23 protein-coding genes are annotated in these 21,046 nt (G+C 71.8%); 11 read left to right on the plus strand and 12 right to left on the minus strand.

Features of this window, described 5'->3' with window-relative positions; genetic code table 11:
- The first annotated feature begins 1 nt into the window (after window position 1).
- Window positions 2-289: a helix-turn-helix transcriptional regulator gene (locus ABII15_RS01235; RefSeq protein WP_353940343.1), complete on the plus strand. Its 288-nt coding sequence runs from the start codon at window positions 2-4 to the stop codon at window positions 287-289.
- 13 nt (window positions 290-302) lie between these two features.
- Here the strand turns inward: ABII15_RS01235 and ABII15_RS01240 are convergent, their stop codons facing one another.
- The 3 genes from ABII15_RS01240 to ABII15_RS01250 form a co-directional block, all read right to left on the minus strand.
- Window positions 303-497: a hypothetical protein gene (locus tag ABII15_RS01240; RefSeq protein WP_353940344.1), complete on the minus strand. Its 195-nt coding sequence runs from the start codon at window positions 495-497 to the stop codon at window positions 303-305.
- A gap of 193 nt (window positions 498-690) precedes the next feature.
- Entirely contained in the window at window positions 691-1,137 is a 447-nt protein-coding gene (locus tag ABII15_RS01245) for a VOC family protein (RefSeq protein ID WP_353940345.1), read from the minus strand.
- 65 nt (window positions 1,138-1,202) lie between these two features.
- Window positions 1,203-2,063 (minus strand): alpha/beta hydrolase, encoded by an 861-nt coding sequence (locus tag ABII15_RS01250; RefSeq protein ID WP_353940346.1) that lies wholly within the window; start codon window positions 2,061-2,063, stop codon window positions 1,203-1,205.
- Between the two features lie 368 nt (window positions 2,064-2,431).
- On the opposite strand from ABII15_RS01250, the gene ABII15_RS01255 reads away from it, so the two are divergent.
- Both ABII15_RS01255 and ABII15_RS01260 read left to right on the plus strand, forming a co-directional pair.
- Complete coding sequence (locus tag ABII15_RS01255) at window positions 2,432-3,493, plus strand: alpha/beta hydrolase (RefSeq protein ID WP_353940347.1); 1,062 nt, start codon at window positions 2,432-2,434, stop codon at window positions 3,491-3,493.
- Window positions 3,494-3,661: 168 nt separating this feature from the next.
- Window positions 3,662-4,132, plus strand: coding sequence for a hypothetical protein (locus tag ABII15_RS01260; RefSeq protein WP_353940348.1), 471 nt, complete (start codon window positions 3,662-3,664; stop codon window positions 4,130-4,132).
- A 127-nt stretch (window positions 4,133-4,259) separates the two neighbouring features.
- Here the strand turns inward: ABII15_RS01260 and ABII15_RS01265 are convergent, their stop codons facing one another.
- On the minus strand, window positions 4,260-4,808 hold the full coding sequence (locus tag ABII15_RS01265; RefSeq protein ID WP_353940349.1) for an ABATE domain-containing protein: 549 nt from the start codon (window positions 4,806-4,808) through the stop codon (window positions 4,260-4,262).
- 345 nt (window positions 4,809-5,153) lie between these two features.
- Between ABII15_RS01265 and ABII15_RS01270 the strand changes: the two genes are divergently transcribed.
- The 3 genes from ABII15_RS01270 to ABII15_RS01280 all read left to right on the plus strand — a co-directional run bounded on the left by ABII15_RS01270 (window position 5,154) and on the right by ABII15_RS01280 (window position 8,291).
- The gene (locus ABII15_RS01270; RefSeq protein WP_353940350.1) at window positions 5,154-5,882 is read left to right on the plus strand and encodes a molybdopterin-dependent oxidoreductase; all 729 of its coding nucleotides are present in this window, start codon (window positions 5,154-5,156) and stop codon (window positions 5,880-5,882) included.
- On the plus strand, window positions 5,866-6,516 hold the full coding sequence (locus ABII15_RS01275; protein WP_353940351.1) for a cytochrome b/b6 domain-containing protein: 651 nt from the start codon (window positions 5,866-5,868) through the stop codon (window positions 6,514-6,516). Before ABII15_RS01270 ends, ABII15_RS01275 begins: the two co-directional genes overlap by 17 nt.
- A 152-nt stretch (window positions 6,517-6,668) precedes the next feature.
- The gene (locus ABII15_RS01280) at window positions 6,669-8,291 is read left to right on the plus strand and encodes a tannase/feruloyl esterase family alpha/beta hydrolase (RefSeq protein WP_353940352.1); all 1,623 of its coding nucleotides are present in this window, start codon (window positions 6,669-6,671) and stop codon (window positions 8,289-8,291) included.
- An 81-nt stretch (window positions 8,292-8,372) separates the two neighbouring features.
- Here the strand turns inward: ABII15_RS01280 and ABII15_RS01285 are convergent, their stop codons facing one another.
- Window positions 8,373-8,849 (minus strand): SRPBCC family protein, encoded by a 477-nt coding sequence (locus tag ABII15_RS01285; protein ID WP_353940353.1) that lies wholly within the window; start codon window positions 8,847-8,849, stop codon window positions 8,373-8,375.
- A 187-nt stretch (window positions 8,850-9,036) separates the two neighbouring features.
- Here ABII15_RS01285 and ABII15_RS01290 point away from each other — a divergent pair, with 187 nt between their 5' ends.
- The 3 genes from ABII15_RS01290 (at window position 9,037) to ABII15_RS01300 (ending at window position 13,001) form a co-directional block, all read left to right on the plus strand.
- Window positions 9,037-9,681 (plus strand): GntR family transcriptional regulator, encoded by a 645-nt coding sequence (locus tag ABII15_RS01290; protein ID WP_353940354.1) that lies wholly within the window; start codon window positions 9,037-9,039, stop codon window positions 9,679-9,681.
- Entirely contained in the window at window positions 9,678-10,961 is a 1,284-nt protein-coding gene (locus ABII15_RS01295) for an MFS transporter (protein WP_353940355.1), read from the plus strand. Before ABII15_RS01290 ends, ABII15_RS01295 begins: the two co-directional genes overlap by 4 nt.
- 387 nt (window positions 10,962-11,348) lie before the next feature.
- Window positions 11,349-13,001 (plus strand): glycoside hydrolase family 3 protein, encoded by a 1,653-nt coding sequence (locus ABII15_RS01300; RefSeq protein WP_353940356.1) that lies wholly within the window; start codon window positions 11,349-11,351, stop codon window positions 12,999-13,001.
- A 3-nt stretch (window positions 13,002-13,004) separates the two neighbouring features.
- On the opposite strand, the gene ABII15_RS01305 is transcribed toward ABII15_RS01300, so the two are convergent.
- Entirely contained in the window at window positions 13,005-13,991 is a 987-nt protein-coding gene (locus ABII15_RS01305) for a YafY family protein (RefSeq protein ID WP_353940357.1), read from the minus strand.
- Between the two features lie 93 nt (window positions 13,992-14,084).
- Here ABII15_RS01305 and ABII15_RS01310 point away from each other — a divergent pair, with 93 nt between their 5' ends.
- Entirely contained in the window at window positions 14,085-14,483 is a 399-nt protein-coding gene (locus ABII15_RS01310; RefSeq protein WP_353940358.1) for a VOC family protein, read from the plus strand.
- A gap of 18 nt (window positions 14,484-14,501) precedes the next feature.
- On the opposite strand, the gene ABII15_RS01315 is transcribed toward ABII15_RS01310, so the two are convergent.
- The 4 genes from ABII15_RS01315 to ABII15_RS01330 form a co-directional block, all read right to left on the minus strand.
- Window positions 14,502-15,467: an alpha/beta hydrolase gene (locus ABII15_RS01315; RefSeq protein WP_353940359.1), complete on the minus strand. Its 966-nt coding sequence runs from the start codon at window positions 15,465-15,467 to the stop codon at window positions 14,502-14,504.
- A 77-nt stretch (window positions 15,468-15,544) separates the two neighbouring features.
- Window positions 15,545-16,987 (minus strand): aldehyde dehydrogenase, encoded by a 1,443-nt coding sequence (locus ABII15_RS01320; RefSeq protein ID WP_353940360.1) that lies wholly within the window; start codon window positions 16,985-16,987, stop codon window positions 15,545-15,547.
- Window positions 16,988-17,048: 61 nt separating this feature from the next.
- On the minus strand, window positions 17,049-17,486 hold the full coding sequence (locus ABII15_RS01325) for a hypothetical protein (RefSeq protein WP_353940361.1): 438 nt from the start codon (window positions 17,484-17,486) through the stop codon (window positions 17,049-17,051).
- A 134-nt stretch (window positions 17,487-17,620) separates the two neighbouring features.
- Entirely contained in the window at window positions 17,621-18,505 is an 885-nt protein-coding gene (locus ABII15_RS01330; protein ID WP_353940362.1) for a Bax inhibitor-1/YccA family protein, read from the minus strand.
- Window positions 18,506-18,873: 368 nt separating this feature from the next.
- On the opposite strand from ABII15_RS01330, the gene ABII15_RS01335 reads away from it, so the two are divergent.
- On the plus strand, window positions 18,874-19,365 hold the full coding sequence (locus ABII15_RS01335) for a TetR/AcrR family transcriptional regulator (RefSeq protein WP_353946932.1): 492 nt from the start codon (window positions 18,874-18,876) through the stop codon (window positions 19,363-19,365).
- A 34-nt stretch (window positions 19,366-19,399) separates the two neighbouring features.
- Here the strand turns inward: ABII15_RS01335 and ABII15_RS01340 are convergent, their stop codons facing one another.
- Entirely contained in the window at window positions 19,400-20,086 is a 687-nt protein-coding gene (locus ABII15_RS01340) for an HAD-IA family hydrolase (protein ID WP_353940363.1), read from the minus strand.
- 101 nt (window positions 20,087-20,187) lie between these two features.
- Window positions 20,188-21,027, minus strand: coding sequence for a prephenate dehydratase (locus tag ABII15_RS01345; RefSeq protein WP_353940364.1), 840 nt, complete (start codon window positions 21,025-21,027; stop codon window positions 20,188-20,190).
- Window positions 21,028-21,046 lie beyond the last annotated feature (19 nt).

Below are 21,046 nucleotides of genomic sequence, written 5' to 3' on the forward strand. Positions count from 1 at the left end.
CATGTCTTCCACGATGACGACGACCGGCCGGGGCGTCGTTGCGCACACCCCGGGCCGCCTCACCCGGCGCGAGCGGCAGATCGCCGAACTGGCCGCGTCGGGTCTGACGGTGGAGCAGATCGGCAGGCTGTCCGGTCTGCCCCACCGGACCGTCAGGACGCAGTTGTACCGGATCCTGCCCAGGCTGGGTGTGACCACGCGCGCCTCGGTGCGCGACGCACTGGACAGGCTGGACGCCCTGCACCCCGACGACGGCGCCCCGACCGCTCACCGGCATCGCTCCTCCTGACCGCGGCCCCTCGTCACAGCCCCAGATCGAGGGCCAGGCACGAGTAGTAGTTCCATGAACCCTCGGGGTTGTAGCCGGACTTCGTCCTTCCGTCCGGGTCCGCCTCCACCACCGTGGTCATGTCCTCCAAGCGGATCCGCTCGGGGAGCTTGCCGTACTTCGCGCTGCGCAGTGCCGCAGCGGCGTCCGTCGCGAGTGCCTTGGGCATGACTCGTTCCCTCTTCCGTGAGTTTCCTGAGCTGCCGGTCGCGTCCCGGTGACCGCCTGGACCGTCTTCAGCTTGCCTCTCCATTCGTCACCAGTCAAGACGGTGACGAATGGAGATACCTTCAGCAGTCCGCGCCACACGTCACTCGGCGGTGGCCGACGCGGTCACGGCGCGTGCGGCGCGGTGTCGGTGTTCAGCGGCCGGGCGCGCGAGTCGTGATCTCCTGGAAGAACCATTCGTTGCCGTCGGGATCGGCGAACGAGGCGAAGGTGCCGTAGCTGGGCCGGTCCGGCGCCATCCCCTGCACGCGCTGCGCTCCTCCCGCGTGATGGAAGGCGCCCGTGGCGTCGTGGAACGGGCCGGTGACGTCGACGCCGCGTCCGGTGAGTTCGGCGTGCGCCTGCTCGATGTCGGTGACGATCAGGTGCAGGCCCTGCGCCGAGCCGGCGGGAGCGGTGGTGAGCCCGTCGCCGAAGATGACGGAGCAGGCGGAGCCGGGCGGCGTCACCTGCACGATGCGGTAGCCGTCGTGGATGGGGAAGTCCGCGTCGAGGCGGAATCCGAGTTTCCCGGAGTAGAAGTCCTTGGCCCGGTCGACGTCCGAGACGGGGACGACGACGACTTCGAGCTTCAGATCCATGGCGGGCGTTCTCGCTTTCGAGACGGTTCGGGTACGGGGATGCGGACCGGTTCCGCGGGCGCCGGTCACCGGGTGGCGCGGGCGGCGTCCTCGATGACGCGGGTGACGAGCCCGGGGTGGGAGACGGCGACGGAGTGCGAGGCGGCGACCTCGGTGGTGCGGGCGTGGGCGCGCTCGGCCATGAACCGCTGCGCGGCGGCCGGGATGTTCAGGTCGCGGGTCGTGACGATGTCCCAGCTGGGGATGGACTTCCAGGCGGCCGTGGTGGCCTTCTCCTCCAGCGCGGACTGGGCGATGGGGCGCTGCCCGGCGGCGGCGAGCGCGGCCTGGGCCGGCGGGACGTCGGCGGCGAACTGGTGGCGGAACTTGTCCTGCTGGATGTAGAGGTCGGTGCCCTTGGTGCCGTCGGGCAGGGTGACGGGCACCGGGTCGAGAGCGTCGGGGAGCGTGGATCCGGGGTACTTGCCGGTCAGTTCCAGGGCCGACTCCCCCACGGCGGGCAGGAACGCGGCGACGTAGACGAGCCCCTTCACCTGCGGGTCGCCCGCGGCGGCCTCACTGATCACGGAACCGCCGTAGGAGTGTCCGACGAGGACCTTGGGGCCCTTGACGTGGTCGAGGACGCTGCGCAGCGCGGTGGCGTCGGCGTGCGGGCCGCGCAGGGGGTTGGCGGCGGCGACGACCGGATATCCGTCGGCGCGCAGCCGGGAGACGACGCCGTTCCAGCTGGAGGAGTCGGCGAACGCGCCGTGCTCCAGCACGATGGTGGGCTTGGCCGCGCCCCGGGGCTCCGGCGAACGTCCGGCGTCGGCATCGGCGTTGGCAGTGCCGCTCAGCGCGAGGGCGCCGAGCGCGGCACCGGCCGCGACCGCGGCCCCGATACCGGTGAGAATCCGTCGGCCGTTCGCACGCTTGATGGTGAACACGAGAAACCCTTCTCGAAGGATCAGAGAAATCAGAGGGATCAAAGAGATCGGCGGCTTCGGACGAACCGAAGGAGTCGACGCGGCGCCGAGGCGAACCGCCTCGGCGTCACCGCTTTGTCTGGTAACCAACTTGTCAGGCACCTAATAACCTGTCAAGGTGGTGACGCGACAGTGACGGTCGATCTCCGTCCTCACTGTCACCCGCGAACAGCAGGCACACATCCGTCACTTGACCATCCACCGGACGCCGGACACCGCACACCCGGGAAGTGGCCCGTACGACGGTCAAGTGACTGATGCGCGCACCGAAGGCGCGGAGAAGAGTGGCCCTGTCGGTAAGCACACCGCACTCGCACGGAAGGTTTCACATGATCAACAGGCGTAGCTTCAACAAGGCCGTGGGCTTGGGCACGGGGGCGGCCGCCGCCTCACTGGCCGGACTGCAGGGCGTCTCGCACGCCGCCGCCGCGACCCCGGGCCACGCCGGGAAGGCGCCCGTGGTGCCGACCGTCACCCCGGGTACGCACACCTCGTTCCCCGCGCTCAAGCAGATCAAGGCCGGCGTACTGAACGTCGGTTACGCCGAGCTGGGCCCCTCGCACGGGCCCGTCGTTCTCCTGCTGCACGGCTGGCCGTACGACATCCACAGCTACGTCGACGTCGCGCCGCTCCTGGCCGACCAGGGCTATCGCGTGATCGTGCCCTACCTGCGCGGCCACGGCACGACGCGATTCCTGTCCTCCCGGACGGTCCGCAACGCCCAGCAGTCGGTGATCGCCCTGGACATCATCGCCCTGATGGACGCCCTGAAGATCCAGAAGGCCGTCGTCGCGGGATTCGACTGGGGTTCGCGCACCGGTGACATTCTCGCGGCGCTGTGGCCCGAGCGGGTCAAGGCACTGGTCTCGGTGAGCGGTTACCTGATCACCAACCGCAAGGCCCAGCTGGAGCCGATCTCGCCGACCTCCGAGCACACCTGGTGGTACCAGTACTACTTCGCGACGGAGCGCGGCAAGAAGGCGATGGAGCGTCAGGACCTGCGCCACGACCTGACCAAGCTGGTGTGGCAGATCGTCTCGCCGACCTGGGGATTCGACGACGCCACCTTCGAGCGCACCGCGGCCGCGTTCGAGAACCCCGACTACGCCGCCATCGTCATCCACAACTACCGCTGGCGGCTGGATCTGGCCGAGGGCGAGCGACGCTACGACCGTTACGAGGACAAGCTGTCCGAGGCCCCGCACATCGCGGTGCCGACCATCACCATCGACGCCCAGTACGACCCGTTCACAGCACCCGGCGACGGCGCGTCGTACCGCTCGATGTTCACCGGGAAGTACGAGCACCGCACGCTGGCCGTCGGCCACAACCTGCCGCAGGAAGCACCGACGGCGTTCGCCCAGGCCGTCGTCGACGTGGACCGCTTCTGACGGACGACGAGCCAGGGGCCGGCCCCCCCGGCCGGCCCCGGCACGGCCCACGCCCCGCGGGGCGAGAAGCCGTCCCGGGCGACACATGTATGTTCCGCACTCCTCGGCACGGGCGCACCGGCGTGGGTACCATGCCCAGCGTCCACCACTAGTGAGGAGTGACCGGTTGTGACCAGCCCATCAGCCGACACGCTCCGATCGCGGTACGTAGAGCAGGCCGCGTCGGATCTGGAAGACAACCGTCGCAGGCAGCAGGAACTGACCGAGAAGATCAAGATGCTGGAGCAGGAGGAGGCCCTCCTGGTCGACATCATGCATCTCGCCGAGCGGCACGAGGGTGCGCGGCCCGCGGCCCCGCGCCCCGAACGGAAGAAGCCCTCCCCCACGCGGGAGAAGGCGGCGCAGCCCCTGCTCGGGGACCTCCTGGTGGAGCTGCTCGCGCAGTACGAGGAGCCGCGACTGGCCAGGGAGCTGCGGGACGAGCTGATGCAGAAGCATCCGGACCGCTCCCCCACGCCGCAGGTCGTGCGGAACACGCTGGAGTCGCTCGTCGCCAAGGGCCGGATCCAGCGCCACAAGCAGCAGCGTTCGGTGATGTACACGAGCACGGAGTCCGGCCCCGCGGGCACGGACGGCTGATCCCGGTCGGGTTCACACCTCTTCACACCCACATGCACATCCGGGTACACGCATCTCACCCGGCGAGGCGGCGCCGACCGCCCTCCGCTCCGTCCCGGGCGACAGCCGACCGCGCCGGGCCGGCCGATCAGCCCTGGGTGCTGTGCTGGCGGGCCCGATAGGCGGCGGCCTTGACGCGGTTGCCGCAGGTCCGCATCGCGCACCATTCACGCCGGTGCCCCCGCGAGCGGTCGAGGTAGACCTGGGTGCACTCGGGGCGGGCGCACTCGCGCAGCAGCGCCCCGTCGTCGCCGCCGAGGATCTCGACGGTCTCCCGGGCGAGCGCCGCGAGGCCCTGGCCGACCGAGCCGGTGCGGGTCGCGCCGTCGGGGCCCAGCCGCAGCGTCACGGGCATCCCCGACGCCTGCAGATTCAGCTCGGCCACGGCGTCCGGGGGCAGCGGCTCGCCGTGCAGACGGGCCGCGACCAGTGAGTAGATCGATTCGCGCAGGTCGACAGCGAGGGTGAGGTCCACCTCGCTCGCGCCCGGAGCCAGATCGAGCATGCCGGACTCCACGAACCAGTCGTCGAGCAGCTCGGGGGTGGCGAGCTTCTCCATCGGCAGGTCGTTGCGCCTCGCGCGCAGCGTGCCGACGAAGTCGAGGGGGAGCGTCCCACAAGGAAAGGCATGATTCACGTAACCATACTGACCAGTGACCTACGAGAATGCAAGCCTCTCCCTTCCCGCCCCGCCCGCGCTCCCGCGCGAGAGCACGCCCGCACTCTGGCAGGCCCGGACGTCACCGGAGCGCCGCGCGGCCCGGAGCGGCCCGGCTCCGCGCGGGACCATCCACGCTCCCCCACCGCAGACCACCCAGCGGCACCCATCACCGTATTGACCGGTGAGTCACACCCATGCAAGGATCGTCACCAGACAGAGCGGTGATGGCATCAGCGGTCGTCGGCTCGACGTGTGGACCGGCCGGTCATGACATCGCCGCGTCGGCCGCCCCCTCAGCACGACGACAGGACGGGAACAGACATGTCAGACCAGCGCGACGGCACAGAGGGCGGGCCGCCCGTGGCGCGGCGGGCGATGCTCGCCACGCTGGCCGCGGGGGCGGCCGGCATCGCCACCGCCCCTTATCTGCAACGCGGTTGGGAGGCCGTGCTCGGCGCCGCCTCCCAGGCGGACCCGACCGGCGTCACCGGCCTCCTGCCCAATCCGGGAGGGTTCCGCTACTACAGCGTCGTCGGGTCGGTGCCGCGCAAGGACGCTCACACCTACGCGCTGCGCATCGGCGGGCTCGTCGACCGGCCCAGGACCTTCACCCTGCCGGAGCTGCGGGCCATGCGGCAGACTCGCGTGGTCCACGACGTGGTGTGCACCGACGGCTGGCGCGTGGCGAACACGCCCTTCGAGGGGGTGCGGCTGGCCGATCTGCTCGACGCGGCCGGGGTCCGCTCCGAGGGCAGGGCCGTCCGCTTCACGTGTTTCGACGGCGCCTACAGCGAGAACCTCACCCTGGAGCAGGCGCGCCGCTCGGACGTGATGGTGGCGCTCTCCATGCAGGACAAGCCCCTCACCCACGAGCACGGCGGTCCGGTCAGGCTGTACGCGGCGCCCATGTACTTCTACAAGTCGGCGAAGTGGCTGTCCGGCATCTCCGTCACCGACGAGGTCGTGCCGGGGTACTGGGAGGAGCGCGGCTACGACATCGACGGCTGGCTCGACGGAGAGGACAGGCACGGCGATGGCACCGCTGCCTGACACCGGCGCGCGGGTCCGCCGCTTCACCCGGGCCGAGCGACTGGTCCACCGCGCCACCGGCTGGCTGATGCTGCTCTGCCTGGTGACCGCGGCCTGTCTGTACCTCGCGCCGCTCGCCCAACTCGTCGGCCGGCGCCACCTGATGGTCACCGTGCACGAGTGGTCCGGGATCCTCCTGCCCGCGCCTTTCCTGCTCGGCCTGCTGTCCCCCGCGTTCCGCGCGGATCTGCGCCGGCTCAACCGCTTCGCGCCCTACGACCGGCAGTGGCTGCGCGCGGCCCGCCGGCGTCTGACCGCGCCGTCGGTGCGCCCGGCGGGCAAGTTCAACGCCGGCCAGAAGCTCTACGCCGGCTGGATCGCGGGCGCCGTGCTGCTGATGCTGTTCACCGGGCTCCTGATGTGGTGCGGCGGACTGCTTCCCGCGATCTCCCGCACCAGCGCGATCTTCGTGCACGACTGCCTCGCCTGGGGCATCACGTTCGTGCTCGTCGCGCACCTGCGCAAGGCGTACGAGGATCCGGAGGCGCGGCTCGGCATGCGGACCGGCTCCGTCCCGGTGCGTTGGGCGCGGGAGAAACACTCCGAGTGGCTGCCCGACGACACCTCCGCGCCCCGACGACGGTCAGTTGACTGATGTCCGTCCGCACCGAGGCGTGCAGGATGTGAACACCGGCCAGAAGCCACCCCGCACTTCCTGTGCACACGTGTGCCTGCGCCCATGGCAGACACACGACACCTGCCATCGACCACCTGCCCATGACCACCCCCGACAGACGAGGGAACCCCATGAAGAGACTTCTGACCGTCCTCGCGGCCGCCGTGCCGCTGGTGACGGCGGCGGTGTACCTGCCCACGGCCACGGCGGAGTCCGGCGGCTCCACCGCCGCTCCGTTCCGGTGCGCGTCCGACTCGCTCGCGCTGAAGGCGCCGAGCGGCGCGAAGATCGAATCGGTGGCGGCCGTGAGCAAGCCGGCGGGCGACGTCGAGGTGCCCCCGGTGACTCCGCTGCCCGGGGACACGGTCGAGAACGTCCCCGCGCACTGCCAGGTGACGATCACCCTCGGCCACGTCGGCGCCGAGGACCACGCCAAGGTCCAGGTGTGGCTTCCGGAGCACGGCTGGAACGGCCGTTTCCAGGGACTCGGCGGCAGCGCCTACGCGGCCGGTGACTACGGCTCCGGGCTGGCCGCCGCCGTGAAGAGCGGCTACGCCACCGCCACGACCGACGCCGGGGTCGGCAGCTATCTCGATGTGAGCTGGGCCCTCGACGGCCGGGGCGAGGTCGACCGGACCCTGCTGAAGAACTTCGCCTCCCGCTCCGTGCACGAGGCCGCGGTCGTCGCCAAGCAGGTCATCGGCGACGTCTACGGCCGGTCCGCCTCGTACTCGTACTTCAACGGCTGCTCCACCGGCGGCCGCCAGGGCTACGCCGAGGCGCAGAGCCACCCCGGCGACTACGACGGCATCCTCGCCGACGCGCCCGGTATCAACTGGGACGAGTTCGAGGTCGCCACGGCCTGGCCCCAGGTCGTGATGAACGAGGAGCACAGCTACCCCAGCGCGTGTGAACTCACCCTCGCGACCCAGTCCGCCGTCAAGGCCTGCGACACGCTCGACGGCGCCGCGGACGGCATCATCGGCGACCCGGCCGCGTGCCACTACGACCCGCGCCGCCTGATCGGCACGACCCTCGAGTGCGACGGCAAGAAGGTGACCTTCTCGGCCGCCGACGCGGCCGTCGTCCGCAAGATCTGGGAGGGCCCGCGCTCCACCTCGGGCCAGAAGCTCTGGTACGGCCCGTCGATCGGCTCCGACCTGACGGTGCTGGCCGCCTCCGACGGGGTCTCGGTCGGATCGCCGTTCCCGGTGCCGTCCGAGTGGATCTCCACCTTCGTCAAGAAGCAGAGCGACTACAACGTCGCGACCGCGAGCTATAGCGAGTTCCAGAAGCTGTTCCGGCAGTCCCAGGCCGAGTACGACAAGGTCATCGGCACCGACGACCCGGACCTGTCCGGCTTCCGCAAGTCCGGTGGCAAGCTGCTGACCTGGCAGGGACAGGCGGACCAGCTGATCCCCACGCAGGGCACCGTCGACTACCGCGAGCGGGTCGAGAAGAAGCTCGGCGGCGCGCAGCGCGTCGACGACTTCTACCGGGTGTTCCTGGCTCCGGGCGTCAACCACTGTGCCGGTGACGGCAACACCGGTCCCGCCCCGACCGACGCGCTCGGTTCGCTGGTCGACTGGGTCGAGCACGGCAAGGCTCCGCGGACGCTGGACGCCGCGGTCACCGACGCCTCGGGCAAGAAGGTGACGCGCGACCTGTGCCTCTACCCGCGGGTTCCGCAGTACAAGGGCCACGGTGACGTGGCGGACGCGAGCAGCTTCCGCTGCGTCGCCCCGCGGCACTGACCCGCCGCGACGTAGGTCGCTGATGAGACGGCCGTGGCCGGTCCGGATCCTCCCGGGCCGGCCACGGCCGTCCGCACGGCGTCAGGGTGTGAGGGCGTCCGACATCCTGTCGAACTGGGCCTGCCACAAGGTGTCGAGCCGTTCCGTCCACAGCGCCGACAGCGTGTCCTGCGCCTCCGGTGTGCCGCTGCGGACGACGTTCTCGGTCAGGATGTGGGTGCCGTCGTCGACGGGAGTGATCAGCCATGCCTGGTAGAGCTGCACTCCGGCGCCGATGCCCAGCCAGCCGACGCGGTGCGGCGGGTTGTTCTCCCCCACGAACACCTCGAACCGGTGCCCGTACCAGCGCACCGTGAACACCTGGGCCAGCGCGTCGATGCCGATCTCGGTCACACCCGGGGACCACTCCGGCCAGCTCGCGACATCCGTGAGCAGGGCGAAGGCCCGGTCGGGCGGGATCGGTACCGTCGCCTCCCGCCGGAAGAACCGATGGGCGTCCTCGGGCGAGAATCCGGCCGGCCAGTGGATGTCCGGGTGGCTGTTCAGTGTTTCACGCATCCGATGCCTTTCTGGGAGCAGCTGACGGAGCCCGGGTCGGCTCGGACAACGTGCTGCCTCCCCACGCTGACCTCCGGCTTCTCGCGGTCATGCAACCACCGGGACGCCGCGGATGTCCATGCGCGACCCCGGCGGGGCCCGGGGGCGCGTTGCATGCATCGATGCACGCATGGAAAGATACGTGGCTATGCCATCTATTTCGGGGTCGCGCTCCGCGGCGGAGACCGCGTACCAGCACGTCAAACAGGCGATCATCACCGGGCGGCTGCCGGGCGGCCGGTTGGTCACCGAGAGCGAGATCAGCGAGGAACTCGGCATCAGCCGGACGCCCGCGCACGAGGCCTTCCTCCGGCTGAGCGGCGAGCGGCTGCTCGATCTCGCGGGCCGCAGGGGGGCGGTGGTCACCCCCATCGCGCCGCGCGAGGCGCAGGACGTCCTGGAGATGCGTCAGGTCCTCGAAGGGGAGGCGGCCCGCCGGGTCGTCGCGGAGGGCGGCCCGTCCGACGACCTGGTCCGGACCCTGACCCAGTGCCTGGAAGAGCAGCAGGTGCATCTGGACGCGGCGGACCTGGAGGCGTTCGTCGCGGTGGACGAGATCTTCCACTCCGCGGTGGTGCGGGCGTCCGGCAACGCGATCGCCGTGCACTTCTTCACGCTGCTGCGCGACCGTCAGCAGCGGCTGCGCCACCAACTCCTGACGACGCGTCCACAGCATCTGCCGGTGGTCGTCGAAGACCACCGGGAGCTGCTGGGCCGGCTGTCCGCCGGGGACGCGGCGGGCTATGTCGCGGTCCTGGCGGACCACGTGGCACGGCATCAGGGGGCGATGTGAGCTCCGTGGCCGCGCGCCCGTCCGCCGTTCCGCCGTGGCGCGTCGTCTTCGGCGCGGTGTTCGTCATGAGCTGGTGCGGCAATCAGTTCAGCCCGCTGCTGTTGCTGTACAAGCAGGAGGAGCACTACTCGACACTCCTGGTGAACCTGCTCCTCGGTGTCTACGTGGGCGGGCTGGCCCCCGCGCTGCTGCTGGCCGGAGCCCTCTCCGACCGGTACGGGCGGCGCCCGGTCATGTCGGTGGGCACGCTGACGGCCCTCGCCGCGGGCGCGGTGCTCGCGCTCGGGCCCCTCGGTGTCGCTCCCTTGTTCATCGGGCGCCTGCTCGCCGGAGTGACCGTCGGGATCGCGATGGCGGTCGGCAACAGCTGGCTCAAGGAGCTGTCGCAGGCGCCGCACGACCCGGCCGCGGACGCCGGGGCGGGGGCCCGCCGCGCGTCGACGGCGTTCACCCTCGGCTCCGGTCTCGGCGCCCTGGTGGCGGGCGCGCTCGCGCAGTGGGGGCCGCGCCCCGAGGTGCTGCCCTTCGTCCTGCAGATCGTGGTCGCCGCGCCGTTCGTGTGGCTGGTGCGCCGGATCCCGGAGACCAGCCCGGGCGACCTCGGCGGGCCGCTGCGCCGGCAGTTGCGGGTGCCGGCCGCCGGACACAGGCGGTTCCTGCGCGTCGTCGCGGTCGCGGCCCCGTGGCTCTTCGCCTCGGCTGCTCTCGCCTACGGGTACCTGCCCGTCCTGCTCTCCGGCTCCACCGGTTCCTGGGGTCTGGCCTACGCCACCGCGCTCACCGGCCTGACGCTCGGTGTGGCGGCCCTGATCCAGCCGTGGGCGAAGCGGATCGACTCCCCCTCGTCCGCGCGGGGCCTGGTGGTGTTCCTGTTCCTGGCCGCCGCCGGACTGCTCGTGATGACCGGCGCCCAGTACTGGCAGTCGCTCTGGCTGGGCCTGGCCGCCGCCGTCGTCCTGGGGTGTGCCATCGGTACGGGGCTGGTCAGCGGTCTGCTGGAGGTGCAGCGCATCGCGGGACCGCGCGATCTCGCCGGGCTCACCGGTGTCTTCTACACCCTCGCGTACGCGGGCTTCCTCACCCCGATCGTGCTGGCCGCCGTCACCTCGCTGTTCGGCACGACGACCCTGCTGCTCGCGCTGGTGGTGCTGGCGCTGCTGTGCGCGGGCGCGGTGCTGCTGGCCTACCGGAGGCACCTGCCGACCGGCGAGCGGACGACGACAGTCGTGGCCCAGGGCGGGGCGCGCTCGCCCGAGCGCGACGGTGCCGCCCGGCGCTGACGCCCGTACACAGGTGTGCCGGCCGTCCGTGACACGCGTCGGACGGCCGGCGCACCCGCTCTCCGTCAGGAGAAGTGCTCCCCTCCTGGCCGGTCGTGCCCCGGTCCTGGGATCCGGCCACACCTCACGGGTCCGGAGCCGCTCGACGCATGACACGTATGACCGCGCGGCGGACCGGCCCGGCGGCGGCGCGCGTCAGTAGGGTGCGGGCAAAACGGCCGAAGGAGCAGTCCCATCGCCACACATTCCGCACTCCCCTGGACGACCTCCCGCAGGCAGGCTCTGGCTGGAGCCGTCGGCACGGCCCTGCTCTGGGGCGCGGCGAGCGGCCCGTCCTCGGCCGCGTCCCGCTCCGCCCGCGAAGCGGCCCGGGCTTTGGCCGCCCGGATGACGCCGGAGGAGAAGGTCGGCCAGCTGTTCATGATCGAGGTGGCGGGCCGGGACGCCGTCCGCGTGAGCGAGGACGCGGCGGCCCTCAACCGGGAGCGCTACGGCGTGGACACACCCGCCGAGGTCGTCCGCCGGTACCGGCCCGGCGGTGTCATCTACTTCTCCGCGCGCGGCGACGACAACCTCGGTGCGCCGGGCCAGATCGCCCGGCTGTCGGACGGTCTGCAACAGGTGTCGCGGGACACGTCGGGCCTCCCTCTGATCATCTCGGTGGACCAGGAGGGCGGCGCGGTGTCCCGGCTGCCCACTCCGCCGGCCACCGAGCAGCCCGGCGCCATGGCGCTGGGCGCCACCTGGTCGACGGCGGACGCCCGGCGCAGTCACGAGATCACCGCCGCCGAGCTGGAGGCGTGCGGCATCACCGCCGACCACGCGCCGGTGGCGGACGTGAACGTCAATCCGGCGAACCCGGTGATCGGGGTGCGCTCCTTCGGCGCCTCTCCGCGGGCCGTCTCGGCGTTCGTGCGCGCCGCCGTCGAGGGGCTGCACCTCGGCGGGGTCGCCGCCACCGCCAAGCACTTCCCGGGGCACGGCGACACGGACACCGACAGTCATGTGGGACTGCCGCGCATCACCCACAGCCGGGCCCAGCTCGACGCGATCGACCTGCCGCCGTTCCGTGCGGCCGTCGCCGCGGGCGTCGACCTGATCATGACGGCGCACATCAGTGTTCCCGCTCTGGATCCCAGCGGAGTGCCCGCCACCATGTCGCACGCCGTCGTCACCGGTCTGCTCCGTGAGGAGCTGGGATTCGACGGTCTGATCGTCACCGACGCCCTCGACATGCGGGGCGCGAGCGGGCAGTACCCGCCGGACAGGGCGGCGGTCACCGCGCTGGCCGCGGGCGTCGACATGCTGGTGCTGTCCCCCGACCTTCCGCGCGCGTACACGGCGGTGCTCGACGCGGTGCGGTCCGGGCGGATCCCCACGTCCCGGCTCGACGCCTCGGTGGTCCGCGTTCTGAGCCACAAGATCAGCCGCGGCCTGTTCGCCGCGGCCTCCGACCCGGACCGGGCCGAACGGGTCGTCGGCGCGCCGGAGTTCCGGTCGGCCGTGGCCGCGATCACCTCTCGCAGCACGACGCTGGTCAAGAACGACGGCGGCGCGCTCCCGGTCCGCACCGGCGCGCACGAGGTCCTCGTCACCGGTGCGGACTCCCCCGCCGTGGCCCGTCTCGCCGCGTCGTTCCGCTCGCGCGGGCACACGGTGACGGCGCTCGACGCCGGTGCCGCGCCGGGCCCGGCCGTGATCGAGGAGGCCGTCGGGCAGGCGCGCTCCGCCGCTCTGGTGGTCGTGGCCACCAACGGTCCGGGCGCCGCGCAGGCGGACCTGGTCCGCGCGCTGCTGGCGGCGTCGAGCCCGGTGGTCGTGGTCGGTGTGCGCACCCCGTACGACATCAACCGCTTCCCCGGCGCGCCGGTGTACCTGGCGACGTACGGCAACGGCGCGACCGCCCTCGACCGGGCGGTGGGGGTCGTCCTCGGCGAGCACGGCCCGAGCGGACGGCTGCCGGTGTCGGTCCCGGTGGCGGACGATCCGTCGCGGACGCTGTTCCCGGTCGGCCACGGGCTGCGCCTCCCGGGCCGCTGACCGTCAGGTGCGGCGGGCGGAGGCGGCGAGCCGGTCGGCGAACGCGCCGACGAGGTCGCGCAGTTCGGCCGGGTGCTCGATGGCGAACGGCCGGTCGAGTGCGGCGAGCACCGGTGGCAGCCAGTCGAGCCGCTCCGCCCGCAGGGTGACGCGCAGCCGGCGCTCGGCCGCCGGGTCCCCGCCCGGCACCGGCTCCTCCTCCGCCACGCACGCGACGCTCGCGGGAAGGCGGGCGCGGATCTGCTCGACGGTCGCGTGGACGCGAAGGACCACTTCGTGGCGGTACGCGGCCGTGGCGAATCCGGTGATCACCCGCTGTGCCGGATCGAGGTCCGGGGGCGCGTCGAACGTGCCGGGCAGGGTCCGCGCGTCGGCGATGCGGTCGAGCCGGAAGGTGCGGTCCTCGCCGCTGGGGGCGTCCGCGCCGGTGACGTACCAGCGGCCCGCGTGGGAGACGACGCCGTACGGGTGCAGGGTGCGTTCGCCGCGCCGTCCGTCCCGGTCGGTGTAGCGGAACGACACCGGCCGGTGGTGGCGTACCGCGTCGGCGAGGGTGAGCAGGGTCGAGGCGTCCGGGACGGCCGTCGCGCCGGTCCCGTCGGTGAAGGCGAGGCCGTCCAGGAGGGCGTCGAGACGGCGGGCGACGGGCCGGGGCAGCACCCGTCGGATCTTCGCGGCCGCCGTCTCGCTCGCCGTGGGATCCGTCGTCAGTCCGGCACGGCGCCCGGCGATCAGGCCGAGCAGCACGGACAGCGCCTCGTCGTCGCTGAACATGAGCGGCGGCAGCCGGTACCCGGGGCCGATCCGGTAGCCGCCGTAGCGGCCGCGCACCGACTCCACGGGCACGTCGAGGTCGATCAGCTGGTCCACGTACCGCCGGACGGTGCGTCCTTCGACGCCGAGCCGGTCGGCGAGCTCGGCCACCGTCCGGGTGCCGCCCGACTGCAGCAGTTCCAGGAGGGTGAGCACGCGGCCGGTGGGTCGGGACATGGCCGCACTCTACCGTTCATACCGGACCGAAACTGTCCTGTATTGCTCCTAGCCTGCGAGACGCAAGCCCTTCGCACAGCCAAGGAGATTCCCATGGACTTCGTCTCGATCCGCATCATCACCGGCGACGTGCCGCGTCTCGTCGACTTCTACGAGCGGGCCACGGGGGCGCGGGCGGAGTGGGCCACGGAGGACTTCGCCGAACTGCGCACGGCTGGCGCCACGCTCGCGATCGCCGGCACCCGCACGGTTCCGCTGTTCGCTCCCGGGTCGGCGCGCCCGGCGGACAACCACAGTGTGATCACCGAGTTCCGCGTCGACGACGTGGACCGTGTGCACGCGAACCTGAGCGGATGGGTCCCCGAGTTCGTCGCCGGGCCCACGACGATGCCGTGGGGGAACCGGTCGCTGCTGTTCCGCGACCCCGACGGCAACCTCGTCAACTTCTTCACGCCGGTGACCGAGGCGGCCGTCGGGAAGTTCGCGCGCTGACGTCGGGCACGGACGCCGTCAGCGCATGGCGTCGGCCTCGACGACCGCGTCGGCGAAGGCCGCGGGCTGCTCCTGGGGGAGGTTGTGGCCCGCGTCGGCGACGATGTGGTGGGTCCACGGGCCGGTGAAGTGCGCGGCGTACCCGCTGCCGTCGGTGGGCGGGATGACGCCGTCGGTCCGGCCGTCCAGGGTGACCGTCGGGACGGTGATCGTCGGCTGGTCGAGGAGCCTGCGCTCAAGGTCGTCGTAGCGGGGATCGCCGGGGGCGGCGGCCAGCCGGTGCCGGTAGCCGTGGACGACCACGTCGACGTAGTCGGGGTTGGTCCACAGCTGGGCCGTCTGCGCGAACTCGGCCTCGGTGAACCGCCAGGCGGGCGAGTTGCGGTGCCAGACGACGCGGGCCAGGTCCTCGCGGTTGCGCCGGAGACCCTCCCGGCCGCGTTCGGTGAGGAAGTAGAAGAAGTACCAGTAGCCCTCCTCCATGGAGGGAGCCAGTGGCTCCTGCGCGACGGCGATGTTCTGGATGAGGTAGCCGTTGACGGAGACGAGGCCGGTGCAGCGTGCGGGCCACAGCGCCGCGGCGACGTCGGCGGCGCGGCCTCCCCAATCGTATCCGGCGAACAGGGCCCGGGGCAGGTGCAGGGCGTCCATGAAGGCGATCAGATCCGCGCCGAGCGCCGCCTGCTGGCCGGACCTGAGGGTGTCGGCGCGCAGGAACCGGGTCTCTCCGTGTCCCCGCAGGTACGGGATGTAGCAGCGGTATCCGCGGCGGGCGAGCGCGGGCGCGACGTCGGCGTAGGAGCCGACCGGGCTGAACGGCCAGCCGTGCAGCAGGATCACGGGCGTGCCGTGCGCCGGGCCGACGTCGTGGTAGGCGATCTCCAGTACGTCGGTACGGACGCGCAGCAGCGGGCCCAGGCCGCCGTCGCTCCGGTGGGCCCCCGCACCGGTCTCCGTCCGTCCCGGTCTCCGCCTGCTGTTCATGACGCTTCCTCACTTTCCGTCCGCGCGGCGCGGACACGTTGAGCACGTGATCAAAGGGTTGCGTGGTGGCCCCGGGGTCAGAGCGTGATGGTCTGGTACTCGGTGTAGGTGCCGAGGCCGACCGCGCCGTACTCGCGGCCGATGCCGCTGGCCTTGAAGCCGCCGAACGGGCCGTCGAAGCCGACGGAGGCGCCGTTGACCGTGACGGTGCCCGTGCGCACCCGGCGGGCGACCGCGAGCGCGTGCTCCTCGTCGGTGGACCAGACGCCGCCGGACAGGCCGTACTCGGAGTCGTTGGCGATGCGCACCGCGTCGTCCTCGTCGTCGTAGGCGATCACGACGAGGACCGGGCCGAAGATCTCCTCCTGGGCGATCCGCATGGAGTTGTCGACGTCGGCGAAGACGGTGGGGGTGACGTAGTTGCCCTTCTCCAGGCCGTCGGGGATCTGCGGGCCGCCGGTGACGAGCCGGGCCCCTTCCTCGATGCCGGTCCGGATGTAGTCGCGGACCCGCTGCTGCTGGTCGGGGCGGATCATGGGGCCGATGAAGGTGTCCGGTGCGGCGGGATCGCCGACCTTGAGCGACTCCACCATCCCCTTCAGCGCCGTGACCACGTCCTCGTAGCGGCTGCGCGGGGCGAGGATCCTGGTCTGGGCGATGCACGACTCGCCGTTGTTGAGCAGGGAGCCGAACTTCAGGCCGGAGACGGCCCGTTCGATGTCGGCGTCCGGGAGGATGATCGCGGCGGACTTGCCGCCGAGCTCCAGGCTGACGCGCTTGAGCTGCTCGCCCGCGAGGGAGGCGATGCGACGCCCGGCGCGGGTGGAGCCGGTGAAGGCGATCTTGTCCACCTCTGGGTGCGCCACCAGGTACTCGCTGGTCTCGCGGTCGGCGGGCAGCACGCTCAGCACGCCGTCCGGCAGGCCGGCCCGTTCGATCAGTTCGGCGAGGTAGCCCATGCTCAGCGAGTTCTCCGGAGACACCTTCAGCACGACGGAGTTGCCCGCGAGCAGCGCCGGGATGATCTTCGAAGTGGCCGAGGAGAACGGCGAGTTCCAGGGGATCACGGCGGCGACCACGCCGACGGCCTCGCGCCGCACCACGCTGCGCACCGGCGACGCCGGGTCGGAAGGGGCCAGGGTCTCCTCCCAGCCGAACTCCTCCGCCGCCTTCAGGTAGGCCTTCGCCTGTCGGGTGAGTCCGGGCTGGCCGGCCCGGGTGAACCAGCCCGCCGAACCGTTCTCCAGCGAGATCAGGTCGGCGACCTTCTCCGCGTTCTCCTCGCGCAGTTCGTTGAAGCGCCGCAGGATCGCGATCCGCTCCGCCGGTGCGGTCCGCCGCCACACACCCGCCTCGAACGACGTCCGGGCCGCGGCCACCGCCCGGTCGATGTCCGCCGGCTGCGCCTGGGCGGCGCGGCCGATCACCGACCTGTCGTGGGGCGAGGTGATGTCGAGGAGTTCCGGGTCGCTCGGCTCGGTCCAGGAGCCCCCGATGAACAGCCGGTCATAGGTGATCATGCGCTTTCTCTCTCTCGATCTCGGTGAAGGTATCTCTTTAAATGTCACTTCAATGTAGCACTTACTGACGGCTACCGCTCAACACTGAGGTGTTTACGTGGGGAAGGGTCGCGTACAGCCCGAGCACCTGGACGACCGTGGGGCGGACCACGCCGGACCACTCGCCGCGCAGTCCCGGCCAGACGGCCAGCAGCGCCTCGCCGTGGGCGCGGCCCAGATGAGCCGTGACGTCCGTGCGGTCCGGGCCCACCGAGGTCCAGGAGAGCAGCACTTGACCCTCCGGCACGGCTGCCGTCCGGCCGAGCGGCAGCCAGGTGGCGACGAGCGCGCCCCGCGCCGGGCGCACGAGCGCGCCCCGGACGTCGGCGGGCATCGACTCGGCCGTGAGAGCGGCCAGTTCTACGGTCCTGTGGGCGTCGGAGCCGGGGACCAGCGTCAGTCGGGGTCGATCCGCGCCCGCGTTCCAGGCCCGGCGACGTCTCGTCGCAGGGCGGCGCATCACACGTTCCCCTCGGGAGCCGGGCGTGTGTCGCGTGGGGTCGGGGGTGGTGGGGCGTGGCGCATGGGGAGGTGGGCCTTCTGTCGGTTGCTCGGTTGCTCGGCGAATCGGTTGTGCGGTCTCTCAGGGGTCGCTCAATAGACCTCGTCGTGGGGGTAGAGGGTGAAGAGCCGTGCCGTCTCCACGTAGAGCCAGGTCAGGGTCAGCGTGAGGCCGAACGCGGCCGACCAGGCCCGGTCGCGGGAGGCGCCGAAGGTGACGCCGTCCTCGACCTGCCCGAAGTGCAGGGGGAGGAACGACGCGGCGAGCGCGACACCGAGGAGCCCGGTGAAGAGGCCGAGCCCGAAGGGGTGGAGCCCCAGGGTGTCCGCCCCGGTGAGCGGGAGGAGCAGCCGGTCCGCCAGCGCCAGGAGGGCGAGCCCCAGCAGGGCTGCGCCCAGGAACCCGTAGAACCGCCGGTTCGCCCGTATCCAGTGCAGGGCACGCGCGAGCAGCGCCCCGGCGGACGTCGCCATCGTGCCGAGCACCAGTTGTACGAGAACGCCCGGTGACAGCGAGTGGGACACCGCCCAGGACAGCGCGCCGAGGAACACGCCCTGGCACGCGGCGAACGTCAGCGTCAGGGTCCCGGACGACAGGTTTCTGCGGCACTGGGTCACGACCAGCGCCCCGGCGAGCAGCCCGGCCCCGGCGGCGATCCCGTACGGGACGGCGGCCGGGAGCGCGCCGAGCGGCAGCAGCGTCCACGCCAGGACGGCCGTGAGGACCGTCGTGGCGAGGGCCGCCGCCGCGCGGGGCAGGACGTCGCCGATGGTCATCAGGTCGCCCACGAGGAGCGGGGGCGCGTCGGGCTCGCCGGTGGCCGGCTGCTCGACGTCCTGGCCCGCTCCGATCCGGTCCCGGGCCACGGCGCGCGCGTCGCGGGCCGCCGTCTTCTGGCCGCCGCGCGGGGTGAACTGCGGCAGGCGGAGCACCGGATTGCTGCTCCTGATCGTGCGCTGCTGCTCGACCGGTGTCACGTCGGATCCTCTTCTCCGTGTCGGGCCGGCGGGCGGCCGTGCGCGTTCCGGGATGCCGACGGGGGCACCGGAGTGTGGGCGGCTTCAGCCTGTCGCGGCACTCGGATCCGCGCATCAGTCACATGACGGTGTGCCGTGCGACGTGGCACAAATGTCTCGGGAGGACGGGGGTCAAGGCAGGCGGCGCGACACATGTGTGCTGACGGACTCTGTCGCCTTAACTGTTACTTGAATGTGTCAGTTGTGGTGGGGAGTTCCACTCTGCTGCGGCTCTAGCCGCGCGAGGCTCCACACGGGACCGTTACACTCGGCCCGTGAGAGCCGACGCAGCACGCAATCTGGAATCCGTCCTGACCACCGCGGCCCGCATGCTCGCGGCCGACCCCGCCGCCAGCATCGCGAGCATCGCCACCGAGGCAGGTGTCGACCGGCGCACCGTCTACCGGCGCTTCGCCTCCCGCGAGGAGCTTCTCGGCGCCGTCCACGAGGCTCGTCTCACGGCGATCGAGCACGCCGTCGAGGACGCCCGGCTGCGCGAGGCACCCGTCGCCGTCGCCCTGCACCGCTACGTCGAGAACATCATCGGCGTGAACCGCGACTGGCCCGTGGACCTCACCCGGATGCTCGCCGACGACAGCCTGCGCGAGCGCCGTGACGCATCGGTCCACGAGGTCGATGTCTTTCTCGAACGCGCCACCGACGAGGGTCTGTTGCGGCCGGGGCTGCCGCAGGGCTGGGCGAGTGCGCTGCTCCCCCAGTTGATGCACCTGGTCGCCCGGCAGCTGCCCGGGCTGAGCTCCGGGCAGGCGGCGGACGTCGTCGTCGACACCTTGCTGCGCGGGCTCGGCACCGCGTCCTGACCGCGTGGAGGGCCGGTGCCGTGGCGACGGCGCCTCAGGGGCGGTCGGCCCGGGGGATGTCGCCGGTCACGGAGATGTCGTCGGCCCTGGGGATGTCGTCGGTCAGGGAGATGCCGAGCGCGTCCTCCAGCGCGGCGACCGTCCGCGCGGGGTCCTCGGCGTGCACGGTGGCGAAGCCCAGCTCCGCCGCCGGGGGCAGGTACTGCGCGGTGTCGTCGGCGAACACGCACTCCTCGGCCGGCAGGCCGAGCCGGTCCAGGACGAGCTGGAACATCTTCGGCTCGGGCTTGCGTGTGCCGTGGAGTTCGGACAGCACCACGGCGTCGTAACGCTCGTCGATGGCGTATCCGTCGTAGAGGTTCCACGGCGTGAGGCCCACGGAGTTCGAGAGGATGCCGACCTTCACCCCTGCCCGGCGCGCGGCGGCGGCCGCCGCGACCACCGTGGGCTCGGGGCTCAGGTCGGCGAAGATGCGCCCCATCAGGTTGTCCGGGTCGACGCCGAGGAGCCGGCCGGCCGCCTCGTTCCACTCCGGCTGGCCGATGGCGCCCCGCTCCAGTTCCTCGGTGCGGCGGATCCCCTCGGGGTTCAGGTAGAGGCCGGTGAGCAGCGTCCCCTCCGCCAGTCCCGCGCGCCGCTCGAAGGCGAGCGCGGCGGGCAGCAGAGGGGTCGTCAGCACACCACCGAAGTCGAGGACCAGGCCTTTGCGATGGAGAGTCATACGCACACCTTAGAGCGTGGCCGGAACGTGCGCCGTGCCGGTAGGTGTGTTTCCGACCGAGGGGCACATGTGTGCCCGTTCGGCGGGTCCGCGCGTACTGCTCAGGCGCTCCGCTCGCGGTGCGGGTCGGCGGGGAAGACGCCGAGGACCCGGACCTCGCTGGAGAAGAAGCGCAGTTCGTGCAGGGCCAGGGCGACGCGCTCGTCGTCGGGGTGACCCTCGATCTCGACGTAGAAGCGGCTCGCGCTGCGGCCCGCTCCCATCTGGTAGCTCTCGATCTTGGTGAGGTTCACACCGCTGCTGGCGAATCCGCCGAGCGCCTTGTACAGCGCGCTCGGGATGTTGCGCACGCAGAAGAACAGGCTCGTCATCGTCGGCTCCCCGAGGGCCGGAGCCGGGGCGGCCTCGCGCGACAGGACGACGAACCGCGTGGTGTTGTCCGGGTCGTCCTCGACGCCCGCGCGCAGCACCTCCAGACCGTGCAGCGCGGCCGCGGCGGGCGGGGCGAGCGCCGCGTGCCGCGGATCGCCCAGCTCGGCGACCTCGCGCGCGGCTCCCGCGGTGTCGTCGCAGACGAGGGTGCGCCAGCCGCCCTCGCGCAGCAGCTTGCGGCACTGGCCGAGCGCGTGCACGTGGCTGCGGACGCACTCCACCTGGTCCGGCGTCGTGCCGGGCACGCCCATGAGGTCGAAGCGGATCGCGAGGAAGTACTCGGCGACGATGAACAGCCCCGACTCGGGCAGCAGGTGGTGCACGTCCGCGACGCGTCCCGCCGCGGAGTTGTCGACCGGGATCACGGCGACATCGGCCGTCCCCAGCGTCACCGCGTCCAGGGCCTGCTCGAAGCTCGTGCACGGCAGTTGGGGGTCCCCGGGAAAGAGGGCGCTCGCGACGGTCGCCGAATTGGATCCGAGTTCACCCTGGTACGTGACGGTTGTCACCGGTTCATGCCCTTCCACG

The organism is Streptomyces sp. HUAS MG91, from assembly GCF_040529335.1.
Taxonomy (GTDB): Bacteria; Actinomycetota; Actinomycetes; order Streptomycetales; family Streptomycetaceae; genus Streptomyces; species Streptomyces tabacisoli.

Excerpts from the sequence above, each read along its gene's own strand:
- ABII15_RS01275 (WP_353940351.1), top strand. The coding sequence starts at position 5,866 with ATGGCACCGCTGCCTGACACCGGCGCGCGGGTCCGCCGCTTCACCCGG.
- ABII15_RS01300 (WP_353940356.1), top strand. The coding sequence starts at position 11,349 with ATGACGCCGGAGGAGAAGGTCGGCCAGCTGTTCATGATCGAGGTGGCG.
- ABII15_RS01255 (WP_353940347.1), top strand. The coding sequence starts at position 2,432 with ATGATCAACAGGCGTAGCTTCAACAAGGCCGTGGGCTTGGGCACGGGG.
- ABII15_RS01290 (WP_353940354.1), top strand. The coding sequence starts at position 9,037 with ATGCCATCTATTTCGGGGTCGCGCTCCGCGGCGGAGACCGCGTACCAG.
- ABII15_RS01270 (WP_353940350.1), top strand. The coding sequence starts at position 5,154 with ATGTCAGACCAGCGCGACGGCACAGAGGGCGGGCCGCCCGTGGCGCGG.
- ABII15_RS01325 (WP_353940361.1), bottom strand. The coding sequence starts at position 17,486 with ATGCGCCGCCCTGCGACGAGACGTCGCCGGGCCTGGAACGCGGGCGCG.
- ABII15_RS01310 (WP_353940358.1), top strand. The coding sequence starts at position 14,085 with ATGGACTTCGTCTCGATCCGCATCATCACCGGCGACGTGCCGCGTCTC.
- ABII15_RS01305 (WP_353940357.1), bottom strand. The coding sequence starts at position 13,991 with ATGTCCCGACCCACCGGCCGCGTGCTCACCCTCCTGGAACTGCTGCAG.
- ABII15_RS01280 (WP_353940352.1), top strand. The coding sequence starts at position 6,669 with ATGAAGAGACTTCTGACCGTCCTCGCGGCCGCCGTGCCGCTGGTGACG.
- ABII15_RS01315 (WP_353940359.1), bottom strand. The coding sequence starts at position 15,467 with ATGAACAGCAGGCGGAGACCGGGACGGACGGAGACCGGTGCGGGGGCC.
- ABII15_RS01240 (WP_353940344.1), bottom strand. The coding sequence starts at position 497 with ATGCCCAAGGCACTCGCGACGGACGCCGCTGCGGCACTGCGCAGCGCG.
- ABII15_RS01235 (WP_353940343.1), top strand. The coding sequence starts at position 2 with ATGTCTTCCACGATGACGACGACCGGCCGGGGCGTCGTTGCGCACACC.
- ABII15_RS01245 (WP_353940345.1), bottom strand. The coding sequence starts at position 1,137 with ATGGATCTGAAGCTCGAAGTCGTCGTCGTCCCCGTCTCGGACGTCGAC.
- ABII15_RS01340 (WP_353940363.1), bottom strand. The coding sequence starts at position 20,086 with ATGACTCTCCATCGCAAAGGCCTGGTCCTCGACTTCGGTGGTGTGCTG.
- ABII15_RS01335 (WP_353946932.1), top strand. The coding sequence starts at position 18,874 with ATGCTCGCGGCCGACCCCGCCGCCAGCATCGCGAGCATCGCCACCGAG.
- ABII15_RS01285 (WP_353940353.1), bottom strand. The coding sequence starts at position 8,849 with ATGCGTGAAACACTGAACAGCCACCCGGACATCCACTGGCCGGCCGGA.
- ABII15_RS01320 (WP_353940360.1), bottom strand. The coding sequence starts at position 16,987 with ATGATCACCTATGACCGGCTGTTCATCGGGGGCTCCTGGACCGAGCCG.